The organism is Vibrio owensii CAIM 1854 = LMG 25443 (genome assembly GCF_000817815.1).
Taxonomy (GTDB): Bacteria; Pseudomonadota; Gammaproteobacteria; order Enterobacterales; family Vibrionaceae; genus Vibrio; species Vibrio owensii.
Genome location: NZ_JPRD01000008.1, coordinates 232,552 through 253,844, shown reverse-complemented (window position 1 = coordinate 253,844; position 21,293 = coordinate 232,552). Strand labels below are relative to the sequence as shown.

Below are 21,293 nucleotides of genomic sequence, written 5' to 3'. Positions count from 1 at the left end.
GGTGGTTTAGGGTTGAAAATCAAATCATGGAGTACGCTGTAGCGAATGATTCAATTACAGCAAATCCTCTAACAAAAATGATTAACGCTTTCGAAAGGCATAAAGTTGAACATATGCCAACTATCAGACCAGAGTTACTCAGCGGGCTTCTATCTAGATTATCAAACAATGACAAGATTCATAATAAAACCAAACTACTGATTCTTTGGCAACTCCACACAATAGCAAGACCTAGAGAAGCAGCCAGAACAAGATGGGAAGACATAGATTTTGACAAGTGCTGTTGGACAATACCAGCCAAAGAAATGAAGCGTAGGCGTGAACACAGAGTCCCCCTAACACAGGAGGCACTCCAGAGATTAGAAGAGCTAAAGCCTTATAGTGCGCACAAAGAGATTGTATTTCCGGGAGAGCGTAATCCAGACAGCCATGCCAGCGTCTATACAGCGAACGCTGCGTTTAAACGGAGCTTATTATTTAAAGGAGAGCTAGTAGCGCACGGCTTAAGAGCAATTGCGTCGACTGCACTTCATGAGCATGGTTTTAATACCCTTTATATCGAAGCTTGCTTATCTCATGTAGACCAGAATGAGACAAGAGCTAGCTACAACCGCTCCGATTTTTTTGAGCAGAGGAAAGAAATCATGCGCTGGTGGAGTAAGTATGTGACGCAAGCACAAAGAAATAGTTGAGTTAGTTCTGTACTTCATCAAGTTAAAATTAATGAAGTACCGCCACCAATTGATGAGTTCACTTAGATGACGATCAAATAGATTGAAAGTAAACGTTCCAGCAGTGACAACAATAATGGTTCCTATCTATCCAAAAGCTCACATTCGTCTTTTAATCGTTCATAAGGGATTACCCTAACCGACAACTTTTCATCAAATTTAAATGGTGGCAGAGGCTTATTAAAGTTCTCATATGCTGGGTAGATAAGATATACCACGCCTACCCCATTTAAATAACTTTGACCATAAGCAAACATCTGATACATGTCAGATTGACTAATGCCATACTTGTGTTTAGCTGTAGCTTGCTTCTTGTTAAGTGTATCGGCCACATAAAGCGGCTCGTGCGAAGTTTTATCACTAACAACAATATCAGGCTTGAGCCTAAACCACTCTTGAGGCTTTCCGCTATAGGGCATATGAATCATTAATGCGCAATCTTCGATACTGAGATGGCGTAATATTCAAAAAGTCTTAAGCAATTGTTGTCTATGCTTTCCACCGAAAATTCGCTCCTGCTCTTCAGGATAAAGAGGCCTGCCAATACCTTGACACCCTGTGAGCCTTGTATGTCCAGAATGCCTTGCGGACCTTCTGCGCCATCATCAGGTTCAATGTTTGTACCCTCACCACTTGGGCTTGTTATCGTTCCAGAGCCAGAAGAAACCCAAACTTCACCAATCTGACCAACGCGAGATTTAATATTCTCGCTCGTGTCACGGTCGACAATTTTCAGCAGGTTTTCGATTTCGTAATCACTAAGCAAGTTTAATAGCGCCGTGACCACTGTTCCTACCGGGTAAGACACATCAAAAATAATTGCGTTTATTGAAGGTTCCCAAATCCAATCTTTTCTGGCGATGGGTTCACCGTCGACAGAAACAATCGCGTCAACAAATTTAATGTTTGGTTTTACGCGATCCGTTTGTGCATCTAATGTTGTCTCATAGAGCATGAATGGCACAGTTCCCACGACCACCGCGCGTGTGGCGCAAACTTCCCACCAAATTTCACCAAGTGGCATTTCAGGGCCGATAAATTCAATCGTTGAATTAGTAGGGTTTTCTTTGTCGATGTGGACGACATAATCTAGATCAGTTCGCTATGGTTCGGATGTGTTCCCCAAGAAAACGCGATAACCTTTTTCGTTTTCAAGATCAGCCCCGTTCAGTGGGTATGTATGTTCGCCCGGAGCAACAACCTCATCCCAATCTAAAGGCGCAACAAAGTTAGCCTCTTCTTGCGCTGCCTTGATTTGCTGCAAAACAAAAGCGGCATTTGCCACAGCTTCAGGATAAGGCACATTTTTTGATTGCTTGTTTTCAAAAACCCAAATATCAAAAGCACCGTGGATTAGCACTTTATTCAAACGGTAACCAAAATGCTGAAGGATCATATACACGCAATCAAATGCGTTTTCATGACTGTCCCGGAAGAACTCATCAAGATTTCGAAATGATTTTTCTTGGAGCAAGCTTGGCGCTATAACAATTTCCAATTGATTTACGTCTGAATAAACAACGTTGGTGTGAACTATCCCACCAAATAAAAAGTCATCACCAACACCTTCATAATCAGAACCTAATTCTAATTTTGACGAGCCGGGGTCGGTTATCAGATAAACTTCCAAGTCTTTCGAGACAAATATTGTAAATGTGAAATCAAAGTCGTCCTGAACTCCATCACAATCTAAGACCACTCGATCTAGGTCAGTATTTAGCGTCATAGCCTTATTTTATCTAGGTTGAATGCAAAGAAATTATATCTATGCGTCATCCCACTCAGACGCTCAAAAGACTGCCCAAAGAAACTGCATGTATAAAACCACACATTTAAAATGGTTAAATATCCTGTACAATATGCGACGCACTTAACATAGGAATAAAAACATGAAAAATGTAATTGCAATCATCAGCTTGGCTTTGGCCTTTTCTCTTCCAGCAATGGCGCATTCTGGCGGTACAGATTCAAACGGTTGTCACACCGACCACTCAACCGGCACCCGCCACTGTCACTAATAGCAAGGCCCTTATCTAGTAAGTTTTTTTATTCAATGGAGAAATAAAAGTAAAAATAAAATCAATACCGTTAATCTTTCTTATGCTGGCTTCTGGTTGTTCATCTGCTACCACAACAACAGAGCCGGCAAAAATAACGCCTTCGATAAAACCACAAACAAAAATAGAGCCGGCAGCAAAGCCAGCTACAAACATTGAGCCATCATTTTCCATGGCCAAGTGGGAACAAAGTGGCGGAAGTTATGTGGCAATGACGTTTGTCGCTAACAAGGGAGGAACAGTGAAGTCAATAATGGCCAAGATAGAAAACAATAATGGTGCTAACGTGAAGATGTTCACACAATGCATGACTGACACTGACGCACCATATTTAAGAGCGGCCCCACTTAGCGACAAGGCCAAGAAATATGTGACTGATCTATTCCGTACAAAGAAAGCTGTAATTGTTAACCGTGGTGCAATGGTTGAAAAAATGCCAGTGAGTGCCGTTGGCTTTTTAGATGCTTGGAATAGTTCTGGCGGGGATGCTATCTGATGAAGTTCGTTGAAGTAGTCGAGTTTGGCGAAGAACATCGTTACCATGTAAATGGCGTTTGGGTGTTAATTGGGATGCATGCGATCGCGCTTTTTATTGCGCTTTGGTTTGATGATGAATTGCGCTTTATTCCGACTGAAATTGGGGCTATGTGTGACGCAGCAATAAGCGTGACTTTTGTCTTAATAAGCGAACGTGTGGCGAACTCTATTGAAGATATTCTTTTAAAAATAAAGCCCTTGTGACGGGGCTTTTTGATGGTTCATCGCGGCTTTCCGGGGAACGCCGCTTTTATCTTTAAGAAGAAGTAATCGGTGTCTCGATAGCCATATCCCATCCGCTTAATTAACTTTATCTTGTTATTTATCCCTTCAAGCGTACAGGTATTCAGCGGATAGATTGCTTAAGCAGTGCTCCCATGAAGATATGGACGGAGCTTTCGAGCGAACTCTTTAAGTGACTTAATTCCAATCTCATTCACTTGCTCCAACCATATTGCCATAAGTTTTTAGCCTGAAGTTCAGAGCCGCAACGTCACAGTTCCTTTAATCGCGCACCCAGTAAGTAAGTTGTCATCAAGTCCTGATTCATATTCAATATTTCTGTGAGGTAGCTTTCCTGTTGTGTATTTAAATTATTCTTATTTTTCAACAATACCCAGCGCGAACGCTTGACCCGCTGCCTTGCTTTTTTATCTTGTTTTAGCTTATAGGCCTGGTCGACCCTGACTCTATCCATCACTTCACGACCGAACTTAGCAACAACGTGGAACAAGTCGTAAACGATACGGGCATTTGGGCTATATGTTTAATTGGTAGCAGAGGTAACAACTGTTCTATATAGCTTCGTAGACGGTTAGTGATACGAGCATAAGGTTCCAACCAAGATAGCCGTTCTGTTTTAATGCCGCAGTGACTGCACTTGATGCGTCGGGTTTGAATGGACAGTTCAACAGGAGATCCTAGCAGAGTGGCTTCCTTCACACTCCGCCATTGATACTCATGTATAGCTTGAGCTTTAAGCCCGCACGGACACTTAGCAATAGAGTTAGGGTTGAGAGTTAGCTTTGTTAATGATGCAGTCTGATGAGACTTTACTATATGAAAGCCTTCCCAGAATGAAGATAGGAAAGTATGATTCGACATGAAAACAGTAGTTTGTGTAGGTTTTATTTGGCGATAAAGCTCTGTCACTTACTACCGTTTTTGTTTTTAGTTCCCGCTTATCCGCGATGAACCATATTTTACGACTAAACGCTCTATATCATCCTTCGAAATTAACGTGCACATTACCAAGAGGACCAAAGTCACCACGCACTTTTACCGGTGGTTTAGCAGATACAGGACCAACAACGGCCCCAGTCGTTACCCATTGGCCCGCTTTTAGGTAATGACCTCTCTGAGGCAGATGGTTCGTTAGCCAAATCAGTGAATTTACAGGGTCTCCCATAACATTAACTCCGGACTCTTGACCAATTTTTTTATTATTAAAGTATCCTGTCACTGTGATTTTGGATAGGTTGATACTCTGCCAATTAGAAATAGATGGTCCATAAACGAAACCATAATTGCCTCCATGATCCGCCGCAAACTGAGCAATACCTGATTTTACTGGTCCTTGAATGTAACGGCTACCGACTGGCTCAATAGCCAGATGCAAACTACCCACTGCGGCAAGAACCTCTTCTCGGTTATAAGGTTGCTTTCTAGGAGGTAAGTCTTTCGCTATTTGAAATGCAAACTCGAACTCAAAGCCATACAAGGTAGGAGGTCCATTATTGATTGTATGTGGTTCAGGATAACTCCATCGCTCAAATAAAGGTCCTGAAATTGGCTCTTGCACTCCAGCTCTTGTCATAAGCTCTTTACTAGTAATAGCCACTTTCCAACCTTTTTGTTTGATAGCGATATCTTGAATAATTTTATCTTGGATTTTATATCCATCTTCTAGTGTTCGAGGTTTCAATGAAGTTGGTAGCTCTATGAGTTTATTTTGTACCCGAGCGGCTATTAGCATGGATGCGGCTTCATTCACAGCATAATCGTCATTAATTAAATTCGGTTCAGCAGCATTTGATGTAATTGCCGTCAAAACACATACGAAAGTTATCATTAACCTTTTCATGCGTGACTCACTTTTATCATTAAAGTTTTAGTTGTAATACGATAGCATCCGCATTTAACATAATTATTTTACCAACTATGCATTCATGGGCTATCTATTATCGATGTTATACTTCCTTCTTTTTATACTTATACCCTCCCACTCTGAATAACTTCCTTATGCAGATTCTCGGTCATACTTCCACTCTCTTTGTTGATCAGTATGATGAACAAGCAATGCTAAACGATTACTCGGTCTTGTTGAGAAATCCGAGACCTCTACAAAATAAACCTAATCCAATCACGAATAAATAAGTTCAAATTTCGTTATTACATAAATTAAACTTATAGGTTAGACAATAGACTTAAATTTAATCCAAACATTTTTAGTTGTTACTGAATACAAATCATTTACTAAAGCAGCAGAACACCTTGGACTCACACAGCCCGCAGTCAGTGCATCTTTACGACGATTAGAACAAGTCATTGGAAAGCAAATTTTTGTTAAAAAAAGAAGAGGAATAGAGCCTACATCGATGGCTTACCAACTCGTACCTCAATTTCAACAAGCCATCAACATTGTTGACAATGCAATTTCCGACAAAAACGCTTTCAAAGTTAGTTGTTCAGAAACTATACTCCATAGCTTAAAACCAATTGAAGGAGTGATTTTTCAAGAATCACCACCAGAGAAATGCGACTTATTTGAACAGATACGACAACAAAAAGTTGATTCACTAATAGATACGATAATTACTAAAGAAAATTCTTTCGTAATTGAAAGTGCCTATGAAGAGTCTTCGGTAGTAACTTTTCGTCAAAATCACCCTCGTATTCATAATTCGTTAAGTAAAGAAGAATATTACCAAGAAAGGCATTGCATATTCTCAGGTATCTGGAACGATACATCAGGGTTCAATTAATTAGCCAAAGAACCAACATAAGAGCGAAAAATCGAGATTGTGGCATCATCATTAGCAAGTATGGCAATGCATGTAGCGCAGAGAGATTGCTTCGGGTTAATATCACCTTCGTTCGTCATGAAATGGAGTCAAACCATGAAACTACAGATTCTGGACAGTCCTGTAGTAATTGATAACATACCTTATATGTTTATTTATCATAAAATAGATGAAAACAACCTTATTCATCAGCGCTTAAGAAATAATATAAAGGAGCAAATAGATTAAAATTAATACAGTTCCTATAAACCGATAGGATTTTAGGCGCTTAAAAGGAAGATGACATTGCCGCCATGATATTACGGCTAAATTCTAATATATCGCCCATCTTTAACATATAACAATATTTCAACTGCAGGAAAGAATCATTGGAATATTTACGTTAATTATCACCCAATCATACTACTTCGATTTAGAAATAAAAAAGTCAACGACATTGTTCTATATAATTAATCACTATATCAAAAGTAATGTTAAGTAGCGGCAATGCTTTATGTTAGGTGTCCAATCATCAACACAAAGTTGATTATCCCAATTCTGCAAAAAGCTCGGAAATCTATCAAAAACCCAACAACACTGACAGGGCTCATACCACCATATGACTTCCGTTAAAATCAAAATTCGACTATAGAACCTCACTTAAATTTTGTACAAAGAGTCATATCACTATAACTGAAAAAGAATTAGTGACTTAAGTTGTGCCATATTTCTACGATAATTCATATCAAGTTGAGATAACTGATTCATCATTTGAAAAGTAACAACAATATCTTCTTTTATCTCTACTATTTCATGAAGTGCTCTTTGCTCGTTTGGATACTTAGCAAAATATGCATCTATTCTGTTCTTACTATCGTGATATTTTATAAAAGGATCATGCATTTGAATTAAAAGGGTATTCAAAGCTAACTGCTCTAATAATACAAGAGCTTGTTCATTATAGGTAGAATTCACTTTTAGAAGTAACCTGAGAGCATCGTACGTCTTATCGTAGGCTTTGCTATATGGTTTTACCGAACGAGGCAAAGCTCCAAGAAAGTTTCTAACATTAATTGATTCGCTGAATGCCGTATCATGTAGTGTAGCTAACACATCATGTAATATACCATCCAATTCATTAACGAGCTCGTAGAGCTTTGCATGGTTAAATTCCGTGCGCCATTGTCCCATTGAGCGATATGAAATAAAGGCAGCAATTGCTGCACCTAACCCACCGATCATAGTACCGATTGAACCCATAATGTTTACTAATGAGTCAGACACTTGAATATTAAAGCCGAACAAAAGCCCTACTAAAACTAATAAAATAACTGTAACAATGATCATCGATTGACCGTGGCGAACGTTATATGCATGGTAGTATTACCTTAATGTTTATCTTCAAAATGAACTGTTTTAACGCTCTGCCTAAAGTAGATATTGATACACCAAAGTGTTTTGCGACTTCTATTTCGTAAAAGATTCACTCAGCAGTGATTTGACTGCTAATTTATTATATTTATGAGACATGCTTGAGTTTCTGCCTAGATTTTCCCTTTTTTGGTATTGCCAAGTCTACTTTGACTCTTTAACTGAACAGACTATGCTCAAGTTGCGCGATGGCATCAAAAATGTGAAAGTTCGGCTCTCTAACAAGGCCTTGAGTTTCCGTTGCAACTATAACAAAAATCAACGCAGGTTTTTAATATATTAAACCCTTGGCTACTCATAGTCCCCCCCTTCATACCGATACAATCCCATACTCAACTCCGATAGTGAAAATTTAATCGCACTTACCTTAGTTCGATTGCTATTGCTCAACACTTTTTTCTGGATGCACCAAAATATGCGCTTGGTGTGTTTCTAAATTCCACTCTTTCATCTCTGCGACAAAAAAACCATGCTGGTTAATCACATCAATCAGCTCGGGCGCCCTTTCTAGCTCGATAAGCATAGAGATAGGTGCGACTTGTTTATGGCTTTCATCAAAGCCGTATTCTATCTGCTCATCAAGCATGTATAGGATGCCCGCCTCCGCTTGCATCCCCTCATCGAATAAACGGGATTCTATCCCTTCAGCATCGTAGAGATAAACCAGTAAGTTGTAGAGTTTTTCTGCCCCAACGAGCTTCGTTTTGTTCGCTTGAGAGTTAAGTTCATGCAATTTCATTTCTAAGTTCCCTCCTTTTCTTCTCGCCACATTAAGCATCAATTTGATGTCTTTCTTTACATTGGCAAGCGATTTATCCATTAGCTTAGGCTTCAAGAACTTAATGAGGATATCATTTCGACTCGCCACTGGAACATGACGCTCGGCCGCAGAGACTTTACAAAGCAAGTGAAGCAAAGAGTGGAGCACCACATGATGTAGGTTGTAGTAATAGTCAAAATCTCGTTTGATTTGCATGGATATTTTTAGTCTGTAAGTGATACCCACCATATGGGGAAGAACTTTTCGAATTTCAAGGGCAATCAATTCAAGCAATAGACGGCGTAAAACGTAGATACAATAGTCATATTTCGACAAAAAAATAACAACTAATAAAATCAATAAAATTGATATCATTGATAATCTAAATTTTTGCATAACTTATCATAATGTATTTAGAACTTGTCTCAAAAGAGATTTATTACAGACAATAAGGCCTCAAGCAAAATACAGTACGTCCTCGTAGTTTTCTATTTTCTTCTCACAACGATGAACCTCAAAGTAATCCAATTTTTTTAAGTAAGCACGTAGCATCTTCCACTCGTGATTGATATAGCTCTTTGTTGGATAGTTGTCCTAACCTTTTTATAGCAGGTTGTGTTAACCCCAACTGTTCCGGCGCTTTGGTATAAGACCTGTATTCAACGGCTATTTTGTCTATACATTAAGAATACAAGATAGCTGTATTGTAACCATTAATGAAAATTCAATGCCAACTCTCGATGAGTTGGCATTGTTTATCCGTTATTTAATGATTGGTTGAGTTGGTGCGATCTCTAGATCCACTTTCTTAATATCACCATTAAACTTGAACGGAGCTTTTTCTGTGTAAGCAGACATCACAGGAGCGCCTAAATCGATACCTATATCCAAAGTTTCTGTTGCAGAGAAGCGAGCAGGAGCAACCTTCTCGATTTTACCAGAACCAACTTTCTTATCGTTGATGTACAAGTCGACCGTACCACCGTTTACATCCTTCAAGAATCTAAATGGTTCTTGTTTGTACACTGCAGAAAGTTTTACTTCACCAGTAGGAATGGCTTTGTTGGACTTAGCTGTATAGTAATCTTTACCGAAGAAATTGTAGCCATACACCAACTTACCGCTATCTGCATAGAATGACAGACCAGCAGAACTGCCGCCCATGGCTAGTAAAATACCGTTAGCTTGCTGTCCTTTTGGAATATCAACGTATGCATCGATACGGTGGTCTCGTTGATAAACATCCGGCGCAGAACCTTCAGGGATACGCGTCACATTTGCGGTGTAGCTGAACTTGGTCTTGCCTTTCGTGAGCGATGGACGCTCTGAGTCTCCTACACGCTCTGCAAATCGGTCATCAAGAGGGTAGACTTCATTGATCTCAGCTTGTTTGTCGAATTCCTTGATCATTTCTTGCAACTTATCTGGCATTTTATCGGCGAGATCTACGGCTTCTGAGAAGTCTTTCTCAACGTTGTAAAGCTCCCATTTAGAATCTTTAAAGCCTTTTGAACCACTAAGCTGCCAAGGAACCCCGTGGAATGAGGCGGCTACCCATCCATCTTTGTAAATTGCGCGGTGACCACCGGTTTCAAAGTACTGAACAGTACGGTGTGATTTCACTTCTGGATTATTGAAGGTATACATCATACTAGTGCCAACCATTGGTTTTTGCTTCACGCCGTTAACCGTTGTGGGTACTGGCAGTTTTGCTGCTTCAAGAATGGTTGGTGTGATATCCACAACGTGGTGGAACTGACTCTGAATCGTTCCCGTATTTTTGATTTTCGCAGGCCATGAAACCACCAAGCCGTTGCGAGTGCCACCAAAGTGAGAAGGGACGCGTTTCATCCATTTGAATGGTGTTGAACCTGCCCATGCCCAGCCAACTGGGTAATGGTTTTCATGCTTTTCGTTACCGAGTTCATTCATGTATTTCAACTGAGATTCGACGGTATCAGGTACACCATTTTGAGTCATCATGTTGTTGGTTGTTCCCGTTGGTGAACCTTCGGCACTTGCACCATTATCACCCACAATGTACATGATCATGGTGTTGTCAGCGTCTGGCATACTTTCTATTTTATCGAGAAGTCGACCCACTTCGTAATCGGTATAGGCTAAGAACCCCGCAAAGACTTCCATGTGTCGCGCATACAGTTTTTTCTGGTCTGAGCTTAGACTATCCCATGCTTCGATTTCTTTTGGTCGAGCGGTAAGTTGGGTGTCTTGTGGAATGATGCCCATTTTTTTCTGACGTGCGAAGACTTCTTCACGGTATTTATCCCAGCCCATGTCGAATTTGCCCTTGAACTTGTCAATCCACTCTTTTGGTGCGTGAAGTGGAGCGTGGACTGCTCCCGGAGCAAAGTAAGTGAAGTAGGGCTTATCAGGATCAATCGATTTTTGTTGGTCTATCCACTTAATTGCATTATCGACCAAATCTTCGTTGAGCTGATAACCATCTTTTGGGGTTTTGTTTGGTTCAACTGGCGTTGTATCGTTGAAAAGTTGAGGTTCCCATTGACTGGTTTCACCCCCTTGGAACCCATAAAAATGTTGGAAACCAAGACCTGTCGGCCATTGTTGAAATGGTCCTGCTGGAGAGGTTTCCCAGTCTGGCGTGTTATGCCATTTACCAAATGCGCTGGTGCTATAGCCATTGACTTTCAGTACTTCTGCAATGCTAGTTACTGATTTTGGCCAGATAGAATTGTAACCCGGAAAGCCCGTCGAGAGTTCTGAAATGGTACCAAAGCCAACTTGGTGGTGGTTACGCCCAGTGAGTAAGGCAGCACGAGTTGGGGAGCTGATGCCAGTGGTGTGGAAGTTATTGTAGGTCACACCACGCGCGGCTAGCTTATCGATATTTGGTGTTGGAATAAGGCCACCAAATCGACCTGCCTGACCAAAGCCCAAGTCATCTAACATGATCACCACAACGTTAGGTGCACCTGCTGGAGCCTTAATAGGTTGTGGGTAATCCGATTTGGATTGATCAAAGGACTTACCAACTTGACCATTGAATTCGGCTGTTTGTTGGATAGGTAACACAGTACGATCAATCGTATGCGGGGGCGCAGCATAACCTGAAGCTGACATAATCAGGCTGGTGAGGGCGACCACGGGCTTTATTTTGGTTTTCATAAAGGTTCCTTAGAGTTGTAGACGTTGTTGGAGTGAAGCGTGGTGGTTAACCACTTTGCTATAGAATTTTTTTAAGCCAGGACACAAATAATTAAGCCCTAGTTCACCTTTTGTGGTTTTGGTAAAACGGTTTTTAGGACACTCGCCAAAACAGAGAGACAGAAAGAAACACTGACGACAATCGGACGGTAAGTCGTTGGTTTTGAATGTGCCAAAAGCTTGTTGCTTGCTTGAAAACACCAAATCGCCCATGTGAGTGTTGGCGATGTTGCCAAGATTATATTCGGGGTAGACGAAATGGTCGCAAGAATAGATATCGCCGTTGTGCTCAATAGCAACGGCCTTGCCACAAAACTCAGCGGAAACACATTTTTGGGCACCATAGCCAAACATCTGTGAAATCACGTTCTCGAACTGGTCGATGAATACTTTCCCAAAGTCATGCTGAAACCATTCATCCCAGATGGTTGTTAAGAATGTCCCCCATTGCCCTGCGCCTACAGACCATTCGGTTACGTAAGCATCTAGTTGTTTGGGGGCCAGTGCCGGATTGCCGATTTGAATGAGCGTCTCTCTACCCCACTTTATTGGTGCGGTGTGCGTAAAAGCTTTTGGTTCTACACACGGAATAAACTGAATGACTCGGGGTTGAACGTGATCACGGAGAAATCGATAAACATCTAATGGGAAAGCGCCGTTGTCTTGGTTGACCACGCATAACGCATTGAACTCAATTTGAAACTGTTTTAATAAACGTACTGCCGTCATCACCTTGCCAAAAGAAGACTTTCCTGAACGGCTTAAGCGGTGTTGATCGTGAAGATGCTTTGGGCCATCAATAGAAATTCCCACTAAGAATTGGTTTTTTTTTAGAAATTTACACCACGTCTCGTTAAGTAAGATGCCATTTGTTTGCAGATCATTGAGAATCGTTTGTTTCGGCTTTTTGTAACGCTTTTGCAGTGCGATTACTTTTTCAAAAAAATCCAATCCCATGAGTGTGGGTTCGCCACCTTGCCAGGTGAATATGACCTCATCACCAGTTTGCGCTTCAATGTATTGTTGGATATATCGTTCTAGCGTTTCATCACTCATTTTAGCTTGATCGGTTTGCTCCAATAACGATGCTTTATGTAGGTAAAAGCAGTAAGTGCAATCTAAATTGCAACGTGATGCAGCTGGCTTCGATACAGCATGGAAGCGATAAACATCATGAGTAAGCTTAGGAAGTTGTAGTTGTGGTGAATAAACACCTGTAACGTTCTCATTTTCTAACGTCATATCGGTTCTCATCTAGGTAAAGAAGACCGAAGTAGTGTAGAGTGTGAAAATTAATCATTCACGGAATATGCGGTATGACAAAATGGAAAGCAGAGTAAACTTAAATTTGATTAACTTGCTAATCTTGTTGAAGAAGCACAAAAGCATGCGAATTGTTGCGAAGATCTTAGGCAAATCAGAAAGTGCAATCAGTAAAGATGTCGCTAAGTTAAGCATTTTCCGAAGTACTCTTTGTTAAAACGAAAAATGGTTTTGAACCTTCGTATTATCTAGAGCAAATTTATCCTGAGTTAGAGGCGTCTTATTTACAATTAGTCCGTGTTGTGAATAAACCTATAGAGTTTGAGCCTTTAGAATATCGAGAACTCATTCATATAGTGATTGCGGATGCAGAATATGAACGAATTGTCGACTGTATTTATCCCAAATTGCTAAACCAATTTCCAAAAGCAAAATTAAAACTCTCAACTTGGAACCAAGACAGTTTGGAGAGTTTATTACAAGGAAATGTAGATTGCGCTATTCATTTACAAAATGAACGCATCCTGAAAGATATCTATCAGACGACACTTAAAATCGATCAAATTTCTGCTGCGATCCATCGTAAACATCACATAGACACTTGGGATGAGCTCAAGAAAATTCCTTTTGTTTTCATTGATGTACCGAGTTGGAATGAGTTTAATTATCGTTTTGAGGAAATACTGCCACCTGAAAGCCGAGGAGATATTTCGTATAAAATTAGGGTAGACAAATTGAAATCAGCGTTGGATATTGCAGAAAAATCAAAAATTGCAATTCAATTGCCATTACGATACTTAAATGACAATTTTAAAATCATTCCTTACCCAAATGGCGTTAATTTTAACATTGCTTACTCTTTTTATTGCAGGCAAACCGAAAAGCACAACCCTTTAATAAAAATTATTTTTAATATAATTAAAAATTGTTATTAGTCGATATTTTCAAACAATAAAAATAATCGACTGACATAGCCGGTGGTTTTTCATATGCGCCTATAAGGCTCTCTTACTGGCAGTGCCCTAGCAGCATAGGGCTATTTCCTGCGTCCCGTAAACGGGCTACCTGAATACGGGACCAACAATTGGTCACCCATTTTATCCTACTCTAATTGGTGCTTTATGTAACTTTGTATCTTGCCGGCATTTTTTCCTACCGTATCGGCATAATACCCTCGACAGCAAAATTCTCGATTCCTGTACTTAAACCTCAAATCTCCAAATCACTTATAGAGGCACCAGGCTACTTTTTCCTTTCAAATACCCCATAAAGGATGAAACGCTCATCTTAGGTGGTATCTCTAGATGATCATGATCTGCACAGCATTCCGCGTCAATAATATTCGCGTTCTTCCATTCACATAGTTTTCTAAGTATCTCGCCTACTGCCCTTCGTTTCTCACCATAGAACACCAGCCTTCAGTACTTCGGTGCAAAACCCACATGATATTTACAGTTCCATCGCGTATGCGCTAAGCTCTTTTCGTCCCCCATTGGGACCCCCTTTCAATTCTTAATTAACTCTTGCAGTTGCCAGACCGCAAGACGTTTTTTTCAAATTGAAAGGAGGTATATAACTGTAAGCTTTACGGTCCCCCCAGCCTAGCTAGGGGTTTTCTCTATACAAAAAACCGTGACGTTGTGTCACGGTTAAATCAATGAAAAAGAGCCAGTACTTAAGCTGGCGTTATGCTGATATCGTCGTAAGCGTCCATTTCCAAATACGCCAAAAAGTTATGCTCCCACAATTGATAAAGTTCATTTGCCTCTTGTTGGTTTCGCATAGGAATACCGCACGAATACGCTCCGCAGCTGTGGAAATCAAAATCCAGTGCTTTTTCTAACTCCGGATAATGATTTCCAATGTAAGCAAAATCGGTCACGTATTGGTATTGCCAATCGCCATCAGCACTTCGAAGCAAACAAATTTCAACAGGGTGAAAGCCGCCTCCTTCAGCACTGTAGCTTTTATCACGAAAATTAAATACCACGCGATGACTAGAGAGTAACGACTCTGAAACTTCGACCTTAAGCGTGATATAAGATGCGATCGTCTCGACAAGGCATGTCGCTAAGCGGTCCGATACTGAAAACGCTTTGCCTGAAATACGATGAGTAAGGAAGCCGATTTGAGTTCGGATTGAAGATTGTTTGGACATAATGAGTCCTCCTACTGGTAGTAAGATAGAAAGCCATGAAAAGTTGAAATGACGGTGTGAGGTTGAAAAACCGTCTCTTCTAAAGACGGTTAATAACGTAACGGTTTAACCTCTCACTGTTCGTCAGAGTATTCATTCGATGTCACCATGGGATGTTCTGTGCGTGTCGATTGCACGGCTTGTTCTATTAATGCTGCGGATGTACCAACAAAAGCAGACACAACAATACCACCAGCGGTGATGGTTCCAATTGCACCAAATACTGGGGCTGCGGTGATCACTCCTGCTACGCTTGCTGTTCCAGCAACCGCTTTGCCAACTGTTTGATACCATGACATAAAAACTCCTTTACCATTGAGCGTAAAAAGGGGTTGCCATCGGCAACCCCTTCTGTGAAATAATATGATGTTGAGCTTCTCTATTTCTTGTAAGAGAAGCCTGCACATCTAGATGATATATATTCGTAAACAGCTCAAATCAAAGTAAAAGCTTTCTCATACTAAAAATGCAAAGCTAACTTTTGAACAGAAAAAACGATAAGCTTTGAAGTTAAAAGCAAGTAGAACAGTCAAAACATTGACCTAGATAAGCTGTCACAAGAAAGTTTAATCAATACAGCCACATGTCTGATTATAAATAACCTACAGCTAATTAAATATCCGCGGGATAGACTAGACATAGATCAATAAACTAAGAACGCTCATCTCTCCCTATTTAGACAAGCGCTTTTGATCTTATTCGAGATTTCCTAGCTTTGTTTTGGAAAACAGGTATAAGGTCCACTGATATATTCACTCTATATAGTATCAAACAAAAGTAGCGCCCCTAAGTCCTTGAGAATACTCGTAACACTCAGCCTGAATCGACAATGCTTCAGATACACACTTCTTAATTTATAAATGACCTAACAAAAACAAAAGCTCTGCACTATTTAGAGCCGTAATAGCACAGGGCTTTTTATTCGACCTCAAAAGGGAGTTGTTAAGCTCTGACTATGCAGCACCTTTAGCTTTTCCTTCTTCATCCGCTTTACGGATAGCCGCTACTTTCTTGCCGAAAGCAAGCTGGCAGATAGCAAGCGCACCAAATGCAACACCTAGACAAAGAGCAGCAGGTAAGTCAGCAGCACCTTTAATTAGCATTGCACCAGAAGCAATCAGTAGTACAAATACCATTAGGCGGAACACTGATGTTGGAATGCGTTTATGAACGTACTGACCAACAACAGAGCCTAGAATCATAGTCGGGATAGCGAACATTACTAGCTTCACTGTATCAACAGTCAGAATACCGCTTGTTGCCAAACCACCAATGATCGTTAGGTTGTTTGCAGTAAAGAACGCGTTCAATGTGCCACGGAAAGCCGCGGGACCAAGGTTACGAAGCATACCGTAGATAACAACCGGTGGACCATTCGTAGAGAACGCTGCACCTAACGCACCCGCGACTGCACCCATTGGCGCTGCAATCCAGTTTCTATCGTAAACCGGTATACGTGGAACAAATAGGCTGTAGAAAGAGTACACGATTAGGAAAATACCTAGGCCCATTTTCATGATGCTGTCTGGTAGGTAAGACAGTGCGTAAATGCCTACTGGTACACCTAAGATAGAGAAACCAATCAGAACCATTGCTGATTTCCAGTCAGTCTCTTTACGAGATAACCATGTCGCGTAAAGAGCTGTTGCGGTACCAACCATAACGGACATCGGTGCCGCCATTTTTACTGGTAAAAGCATTGATACCAATGGCATCGTCGTTAAACCGCCACCAAAGCCCGCACAAATGCCGACAAATGTGTACATGAACATAAGACCCACAACAGTTATTACCGTTGTACCGCTTAGTGCATCTCCATCTGGAGTTGTTAAATCAAAAAATGACATTGCTAAAAATCCATTTAATTATAATTAGTTAAGAGTTAGACCTGCATCCACTACGAAGTCTTGGCCAGTACAACCACAAGATTCATCCGAACCTAGGAACAACGCTAGTCGAGCACAGTGAGTTCCATCTAAGCGGAATTTAAGCGCTTGAAGTTCTACGAATTGGTTTACTGCTGATGGGTCTAGTTTTGCCCACATTGCGTCTTGCTTAGGTGTACGAATTGCGCCTGGAACAAGGCTGTTCACACGAATACCACGCTCACCTAGTTCTTGAGCTAGAGTACGAGTGAAACCGTGGATAGCCGCTTTAGACAGTGAGTAACACACACGACCTGGACGGCCACGCATCCAGTTGATTGAACCCATGTTGATGATTGAGCCAGCGCCTTTTTCTGTCATGCCATCAATAACGCTTTGAATCGCAAACAACTGGTGACGTAGGTTCATGTTGATGCGGTTGTCGAAGTATTCTTCTGTTAGATCATCGATAGTGTGGTGGTCATCAGAACCAGCGTTGTTCAACAGGATATCAACCGTGCCGTAGTGCTTAGACACTTCTTGGAAACAGTTTTGAAGCAGTTCAGTGTTGGTCACATCACAGAACAGGAATAGGCAACCAAGTTCTTCAGCCAGTTTCTCTCCTGCTTCTTTGTCGTAATCTAGGAAAGCAACTTTAGAGCCTTGGCTTACAAAGCTGCGTACCAGCTCTTCACCGATGCCACTTGCCCCCCCCGTAATTACAGCAACTTTGCCTTCAAGAGATGCGTATTTTACATTTTCTGCGTAATTCATTTTCTTTTGCCTCGATTGGAAATTACCTCCAGCCGATAGCCGGAGGTCAAATTAGTTATGCTTTTGAATTTTGTTGAACAACTTTGTAAGTGGCACAGAAGTCTTCACCGCCGATACCCGCTTCTAAACCTTGGTCGTATACTGCCTTAACGATGTCTACACCTGGTAGTATCAAGCCTGACTCTTCCATCATTGATTTCATGATGTGAACGTCTTTTGCCATGTTCTCTAAAGAAAACGCAGTGGTGTAATCTTGCTTAGCGACAGCAGGAAGCTTGCCTGTCATGTAAAAGTTCGACGCACCACCGTAAGAACATGCAGTACCAAAGTCGTCTTTTTCGATGCCGTAGTGCTCAGCGGCTGCAACCATTTCGTTCATCGCGTTTTGAATGCCGCCAACTAGGTTGTTGTGAAGAATTTTCATCACAAGACCACGGCCATTGTCACCAAGGTGGATTTGGTTTGAACCCATCATTGCCAAGATGTGTTCTACTTTTTCGTATGCAGCTTTGTCACCACCGATGTAGATACCTAAGTCAGCAGCGATGGCTGCCGGTACTGATTTAACTACTGGTGCATCTAGCATGATTGCGCCTGTTTCAGCGACTTGCTTCGATACTTCGATAGACACGCTTGGATCGATAGTCGACATGTCGATGGTAATATGGCGCTCAGATAGTTCAGGGATAAGCTCTTTGTAAACGGCTTGTACGTGAACTGACTTCGGTACCATTGAGATGATAACGTCGGCTTTTTTCGCAACTTCTGCGATGCTGTCTGCTGCTGTTGCGCCAGCGTCCACGAGCTTAGCGACTTGCTCTTTGTTTAGGTCGTAAACAAAAACTTTACCTTCGTGTTTTTGAACGATGTTCTTTGACATCGCTTCACCCATAAGACCTAGGCCAATAAATCCAATAGTTTGCATATTATTCGTTCTCTAAAAATGTTGGTTTGACCATACCGGCCACGTTGGTTCTCATTGTGAAGATCGCACCGGAAAGTGGGCGCTCTTCAAGTTCTTCCTGTTCCATGTTTTCACGAGTAGTTGTAATGAAGAGTGTCTTCATATCGTCACCACCAAAGCAGACCATGGTTGGGCAGCGCACTGGCAGTGGGTACTCTTCAAGGAGCTCGCCTTCAGGGCTGATTCTTGCGATACGGTGACCATCAAACAGTGCCGTCCAATAACAACCTTCCACATCAACTGCCGCACCGTCAGGACGACCATTGCCTTGAGGGAAAGTCTTAAACACTTCACGCATTCCCAGCTCACCGTCCGCCAGTAGAGGGGTTCGGTACATCACATGGTTAGGGGTGTCAGTGGTGTACATCCACTTTTTGTCAGGGCTGAATGCAAGGCCGTTAGCACCAAGAATGTCGCACTGCACAACCTTTGGTGTAAGCGAGGCATCAATACGCATCAACATTGCACCGTTAAACGTTCTTGGGCCCCAGTAAGTGCCCGCATAGAAGCGGCCATTTTGGTCAACACCACCGTCATTGAAACGCGCAACAAACGGGTTGTTTGGGTTTTCACATACTTGCTTTTCGATCTTGCCGCTGTCATCAGTAAGGAAGATGCCTGTACGCATAGCTGCAATGAAGCCGCCTTTTTCACGTAGAGCAAAACAACCCACTTCTTCATCGAAGTTCAGTACAGTGTGAGCTTTGCTCGCAGGGCAGAAACGATGGATCTCGTGTTCTAGAATGTCTGTCCAAAGCAGAGTTTGGTTCTTGGCATCCCAAGTTGGGCATTCAGGTAAATGCCCGATGTAATCGAATAAGACTTCTGGATTACTCATAGTCTGAAACCTTAATAATCATTGTCATTGATACGGACTGACCAGCATCGACTAGCTTCATTGCCTGGTCACTTTCACCACTGGTGAGGTCATTAATTGCGTTGTTCACATTCGTTACTGGCTCGATAGCAACAAAGTTTTTCTCTGCTCCTGGCACGAACACAATCACATTACTTGCATCCGGAGAACTCATTTCCGCTCTGATACCTTGTTCAGGCCAAATCACATTGGCGTGACCATCCCAACCTGAGAAACAGTTATCGACTGACTCTGGTTGAGGGCGTCGTAAAGTACTGAAATCCCACTCTTTAGGCACATCAACGGTGGCACATGGCAAGGTGTTTTCATCGTTGAGTAAAACCTTGTCTGCGTTAAGTTGAATCAAGCTTCGGTCAGCATTGGCAAAGTAAGGGTGGAAACCAAGGCCAACAGGCACAGTGCGCTCTGCTAGATTGAAATATTTCAGTGTTACTCTCAGTTCATTTTCAAGCAGTTCAAACGTTTGAGTTGCTTGATAAGGCCAAGGCCAGTGGTGGTATTCTTTCAAATCAGCTTGATGTAAAAACTTGAGGACACACCCTGTCGTAGACTCTTCTGCCACTACCCATTCGCCTTTCCAAGCGTTCCCATGAATGGAGTGTGGGTGGTCCCCAAAGTTTTTAATTAGCTCATAACGCTCGCCACCAAACTCAAATTTACCCAGCCCGATTCGGTTGGAGTAAGGCACAAGAGGAAAACTGCCCGACTGATTCACAATCACATCATCTTGATTGGGTAACGGTCTTAAAATATCGATACCTCGATAGGTTAAGCCTGCGATTGCACCGCCAAGTTGTGGAGCGACTTTAAGTACAAGTTCGCCTTGAGTTTTAGTGACGACATTAAGCATTAGTAAACCTCACCGCCTGATACTGTGATTTCTTCACCGCGGATAGCTGCTAGCTGCTCTTTTGCACGAGCCATTAGGTAGCTCATATCAGAACCTAGCGCGACGAATGAGAAGCCCATTTCTTGGTATTTGTTCGCCAGTTCAGGTGTGCCGCCAACAATCCCGCAAGGTAGGCCCAGTGTTTTAGCTTTATCTAGACCTTGTGCGATTTTTGCTTGTACCTCAGGGTGAGAGGGGTTGCCCGTATGACCCATTGCCGCAGACATATCACCAGGGCCGATGAAGAAGCCAGTCACACCTTCAACCGCTGCAATCTCTTCCATATTGTCGATTGCCTCTGGTGTTTCCATCTGTAAAATGAAGCATAGTTCTTCGTTCGCTTCACGTAGGAAATCAGAGTTTGAACCGTACATAGAAGCGCGGTGAACAGCTGCAAAACCACGTTTACCTAGTGGTGGGTAGTAAGCCGCTTCTACTGCCGCTTTTGCTTCTTCTGCTGTGTTAATGAACGGCACCATTAGTGAGTTTGCACCACCATCAAGAGCACGCTTAATCAACACCACGTCATTCCACGCTAGGCGGTAAAGCGGTACTGTTTTGTTTGATGCGTTGCGAACAGCACGGTCAATGCGGACTGCATCGAGTGAGTCTACTGGCACGTGCTCTTGGTCAAGAACCAAGAAGTCAAAGCCCACTGTCGCCATCGCTTCAGCAACGGTATCGCTGCCTGTCATCATCCAAGTACCAAGCTGTACGTCACCAGCTTCAATTGCGTTTTTAAATTTGTTCATTGTTTATA

General features: G+C 41.9%; 22 protein-coding genes and 4 pseudogenes. 6 read left to right on the top strand and 20 right to left on the bottom strand.

Annotation, left to right across the window (positions count from 1 at the left end; translation table 11 throughout):
* On the top strand, positions 1-692 hold a 692-nt coding region (locus H735_RS04780; RefSeq protein WP_042979565.1), incomplete at its 5' end, for a tyrosine-type recombinase/integrase.
* Positions 693-814: 122 nt separating this feature from the next.
* Here H735_RS04780 and H735_RS04775 read toward each other — a convergent pair.
* The 3 genes from H735_RS04775 to H735_RS04765 all read right to left on the bottom strand — a co-directional run bounded on the left by H735_RS04775 (position 815) and on the right by H735_RS04765 (position 2,457).
* Positions 815-1,159, bottom strand: coding sequence for a 5-methylcytosine restriction system specificity protein McrC (locus tag H735_RS04775; RefSeq protein WP_020198105.1), 345 nt, complete (start codon positions 1,157-1,159; stop codon positions 815-817).
* The gene (locus tag H735_RS29595) at positions 1,159-1,755 is read right to left on the bottom strand and encodes a hypothetical protein (RefSeq protein ID WP_020198104.1); all 597 of its coding nucleotides are present in this window, start codon (positions 1,753-1,755) and stop codon (positions 1,159-1,161) included. Before H735_RS29595 ends, H735_RS04775 begins: the two co-directional genes overlap by 1 nt.
* Positions 1,756-1,833: 78 nt before the next feature.
* Entirely contained in the window at positions 1,834-2,457 is a 624-nt protein-coding gene (locus tag H735_RS04765; protein ID WP_020198103.1) for a hypothetical protein, read from the bottom strand.
* A 163-nt stretch (positions 2,458-2,620) separates the two neighbouring features.
* Between H735_RS04765 and H735_RS30725 the strand changes: the two genes are divergently transcribed.
* Entirely contained in the window at positions 2,621-2,749 is a 129-nt protein-coding gene (locus H735_RS30725) for a YHYH domain-containing protein (RefSeq protein ID WP_020198102.1), read from the top strand.
* 15 nt (positions 2,750-2,764) lie between these two features.
* Here H735_RS30725 and H735_RS04760 read toward each other — a convergent pair whose 3' ends face one another.
* Entirely contained in the window at positions 2,765-2,944 is a 180-nt protein-coding gene (locus tag H735_RS04760; RefSeq protein WP_020198101.1) for a hypothetical protein, read from the bottom strand.
* An 85-nt stretch (positions 2,945-3,029) separates the two neighbouring features.
* On the opposite strand from H735_RS04760, the gene H735_RS04755 reads away from it, so the two are divergent.
* Complete coding sequence (locus H735_RS04755) at positions 3,030-3,284, top strand: hypothetical protein (RefSeq protein WP_152447707.1); 255 nt, start codon at positions 3,030-3,032, stop codon at positions 3,282-3,284.
* Positions 3,284-3,529: a hypothetical protein gene (locus H735_RS04750; protein ID WP_020198099.1), complete on the top strand. Its 246-nt coding sequence runs from the start codon at positions 3,284-3,286 to the stop codon at positions 3,527-3,529. The genes H735_RS04755 and H735_RS04750 overlap by 1 nt, the downstream gene beginning before the upstream one ends.
* Positions 3,530-3,546: 17 nt before the next feature.
* Here the strand turns inward: H735_RS04750 and H735_RS31990 are convergent.
* Positions 3,547-4,429 (bottom strand): annotated as a pseudogene (locus H735_RS31990) (transposase).
* A gap of 118 nt (positions 4,430-4,547) precedes the next feature.
* Positions 4,548-5,408, bottom strand: a complete 861-nt coding sequence (locus H735_RS04740) for a 2-keto-4-pentenoate hydratase (RefSeq protein ID WP_020198097.1) — start codon at positions 5,406-5,408, stop codon at positions 4,548-4,550.
* A gap of 337 nt (positions 5,409-5,745) precedes the next feature.
* On the opposite strand from H735_RS04740, the pseudogene H735_RS32055 reads away from it, so the two are divergent.
* Positions 5,746-6,576 (top strand): annotated as a pseudogene (locus H735_RS32055) (LysR family transcriptional regulator).
* A gap of 438 nt (positions 6,577-7,014) precedes the next feature.
* Here H735_RS32055 and H735_RS04730 read toward each other — a convergent pair.
* From H735_RS04730 to H735_RS04715, 5 genes and pseudogenes are all read right to left on the bottom strand, one after another.
* Entirely contained in the window at positions 7,015-7,674 is a 660-nt protein-coding gene (locus tag H735_RS04730) for a hypothetical protein (protein WP_020198094.1), read from the bottom strand.
* A 463-nt stretch (positions 7,675-8,137) separates the two neighbouring features.
* The gene (locus H735_RS04725; RefSeq protein ID WP_042979536.1) at positions 8,138-8,734 is read right to left on the bottom strand and encodes a DUF2913 family protein; all 597 of its coding nucleotides are present in this window, start codon (positions 8,732-8,734) and stop codon (positions 8,138-8,140) included.
* 352 nt (positions 8,735-9,086) lie between these two features.
* Positions 9,087-9,197 (bottom strand): annotated as a pseudogene (locus tag H735_RS31535) (helix-turn-helix domain-containing protein); the annotation flags it as partial.
* Between the two features lie 83 nt (positions 9,198-9,280).
* Positions 9,281-11,665 (bottom strand): arylsulfatase, encoded by a 2,385-nt coding sequence (locus H735_RS04720; protein WP_020197079.1) that lies wholly within the window; start codon positions 11,663-11,665, stop codon positions 9,281-9,283.
* Positions 11,666-11,674: 9 nt separating this feature from the next.
* Positions 11,675-12,946, bottom strand: coding sequence for an anaerobic sulfatase maturase (locus tag H735_RS04715; protein ID WP_020197080.1), 1,272 nt, complete (start codon positions 12,944-12,946; stop codon positions 11,675-11,677).
* Between the two features lie 323 nt (positions 12,947-13,269).
* Here H735_RS04715 and H735_RS04710 point away from each other — a divergent pair, with 323 nt between their 5' ends.
* Positions 13,270-13,902 (top strand): hypothetical protein, encoded by a 633-nt coding sequence (locus H735_RS04710; protein ID WP_020197082.1) that lies wholly within the window; start codon positions 13,270-13,272, stop codon positions 13,900-13,902.
* 101 nt (positions 13,903-14,003) lie between these two features.
* Here H735_RS04710 and tnpA read toward each other — a convergent pair.
* The 9 genes and pseudogenes from tnpA to H735_RS04670 form a co-directional block, all read right to left on the bottom strand.
* A pseudogene (tnpA, locus tag H735_RS29855) lies at positions 14,004-14,460 on the bottom strand (IS200/IS605 family transposase).
* 182 nt (positions 14,461-14,642) lie between these two features.
* Complete coding sequence (locus H735_RS04705; protein WP_020197701.1) at positions 14,643-15,125, bottom strand: DUF2787 domain-containing protein; 483 nt, start codon at positions 15,123-15,125, stop codon at positions 14,643-14,645.
* Positions 15,126-15,238: 113 nt separating this feature from the next.
* Positions 15,239-15,463: a hypothetical protein gene (locus H735_RS04700; protein WP_020197702.1), complete on the bottom strand. Its 225-nt coding sequence runs from the start codon at positions 15,461-15,463 to the stop codon at positions 15,239-15,241.
* A 654-nt stretch (positions 15,464-16,117) separates the two neighbouring features.
* The gene (locus H735_RS04695; protein ID WP_020197703.1) at positions 16,118-17,011 is read right to left on the bottom strand and encodes a sulfite exporter TauE/SafE family protein; all 894 of its coding nucleotides are present in this window, start codon (positions 17,009-17,011) and stop codon (positions 16,118-16,120) included.
* Between the two features lie 24 nt (positions 17,012-17,035).
* Positions 17,036-17,803 carry an SDR family NAD(P)-dependent oxidoreductase gene (locus H735_RS04690; RefSeq protein WP_020197704.1) on the bottom strand — a complete coding sequence of 256 codons (768 nt, stop codon included), beginning with the start codon at positions 17,801-17,803 and terminating at the stop codon, positions 17,036-17,038.
* Positions 17,804-17,858: 55 nt separating this feature from the next.
* Positions 17,859-18,728, bottom strand: a complete 870-nt coding sequence (locus H735_RS04685; protein ID WP_020197705.1) for an NAD(P)-dependent oxidoreductase — start codon at positions 18,726-18,728, stop codon at positions 17,859-17,861.
* A 1-nt stretch (position 18,729) separates the two neighbouring features.
* Positions 18,730-19,605, bottom strand: a complete 876-nt coding sequence (locus tag H735_RS04680; RefSeq protein ID WP_020197706.1) for an SMP-30/gluconolactonase/LRE family protein — start codon at positions 19,603-19,605, stop codon at positions 18,730-18,732.
* Positions 19,598-20,494, bottom strand: coding sequence for an aldose 1-epimerase (locus tag H735_RS04675; RefSeq protein ID WP_020197707.1), 897 nt, complete (start codon positions 20,492-20,494; stop codon positions 19,598-19,600). Before H735_RS04675 ends, H735_RS04680 begins: the two co-directional genes overlap by 8 nt.
* Entirely contained in the window at positions 20,494-21,285 is a 792-nt protein-coding gene (locus tag H735_RS04670; RefSeq protein WP_020197708.1) for an HpcH/HpaI aldolase family protein, read from the bottom strand. Before H735_RS04670 ends, H735_RS04675 begins: the two co-directional genes overlap by 1 nt.
* Positions 21,286-21,293 lie beyond the last annotated feature (8 nt).

Bases quoted from the DNA above. Each gene is read 5' to 3' on its own strand.
- H735_RS04775 (WP_020198105.1), bottom strand. From the start codon at position 1,159: ATGATTCATATGCCCTATAGCGGAAAGCCTCAAGAGTGGTTTAGGCTC.
- H735_RS29595 (WP_020198104.1), bottom strand. From the start codon at position 1,755: ATGCCACTTGGTGAAATTTGGTGGGAAGTTTGCGCCACACGCGCGGTG.
- H735_RS04765 (WP_020198103.1), bottom strand. From the start codon at position 2,457: ATGACGCTAAATACTGACCTAGATCGAGTGGTCTTAGATTGTGATGGA.
- H735_RS30725 (WP_020198102.1), top strand. From the start codon at position 2,621: ATGAAAAATGTAATTGCAATCATCAGCTTGGCTTTGGCCTTTTCTCTT.
- H735_RS04760 (WP_020198101.1), bottom strand. From the start codon at position 2,944: ATGTTTGTAGCTGGCTTTGCTGCCGGCTCTATTTTTGTTTGTGGTTTT.
- H735_RS04750 (WP_020198099.1), top strand. From the start codon at position 3,284: ATGAAGTTCGTTGAAGTAGTCGAGTTTGGCGAAGAACATCGTTACCAT.
- H735_RS04740 (WP_020198097.1), bottom strand. From the start codon at position 5,408: ATGAAAAGGTTAATGATAACTTTCGTATGTGTTTTGACGGCAATTACA.
- H735_RS04730 (WP_020198094.1), bottom strand. From the start codon at position 7,674: ATGATCATTGTTACAGTTATTTTATTAGTTTTAGTAGGGCTTTTGTTC.
- H735_RS04725 (WP_042979536.1), bottom strand. From the start codon at position 8,734: ATGCAAATCAAACGAGATTTTGACTATTACTACAACCTACATCATGTG.
- H735_RS04720 (WP_020197079.1), bottom strand. From the start codon at position 11,665: ATGAAAACCAAAATAAAGCCCGTGGTCGCCCTCACCAGCCTGATTATG.
- H735_RS04715 (WP_020197080.1), bottom strand. From the start codon at position 12,946: ATGACGTTAGAAAATGAGAACGTTACAGGTGTTTATTCACCACAACTA.
- H735_RS04705 (WP_020197701.1), bottom strand. From the start codon at position 15,125: ATGTCCAAACAATCTTCAATCCGAACTCAAATCGGCTTCCTTACTCAT.
- H735_RS04700 (WP_020197702.1), bottom strand. From the start codon at position 15,463: ATGTCATGGTATCAAACAGTTGGCAAAGCGGTTGCTGGAACAGCAAGC.
- H735_RS04695 (WP_020197703.1), bottom strand. From the start codon at position 17,011: ATGTCATTTTTTGATTTAACAACTCCAGATGGAGATGCACTAAGCGGT.
- H735_RS04690 (WP_020197704.1), bottom strand. From the start codon at position 17,803: ATGAATTACGCAGAAAATGTAAAATACGCATCTCTTGAAGGCAAAGTT.
- H735_RS04685 (WP_020197705.1), bottom strand. From the start codon at position 18,728: ATGCAAACTATTGGATTTATTGGCCTAGGTCTTATGGGTGAAGCGATG.
- H735_RS04680 (WP_020197706.1), bottom strand. From the start codon at position 19,605: ATGAGTAATCCAGAAGTCTTATTCGATTACATCGGGCATTTACCTGAA.
- H735_RS04675 (WP_020197707.1), bottom strand. From the start codon at position 20,494: ATGCTTAATGTCGTCACTAAAACTCAAGGCGAACTTGTACTTAAAGTC.
- H735_RS04670 (WP_020197708.1), bottom strand. From the start codon at position 21,285: ATGAACAAATTTAAAAACGCAATTGAAGCTGGTGACGTACAGCTTGGT.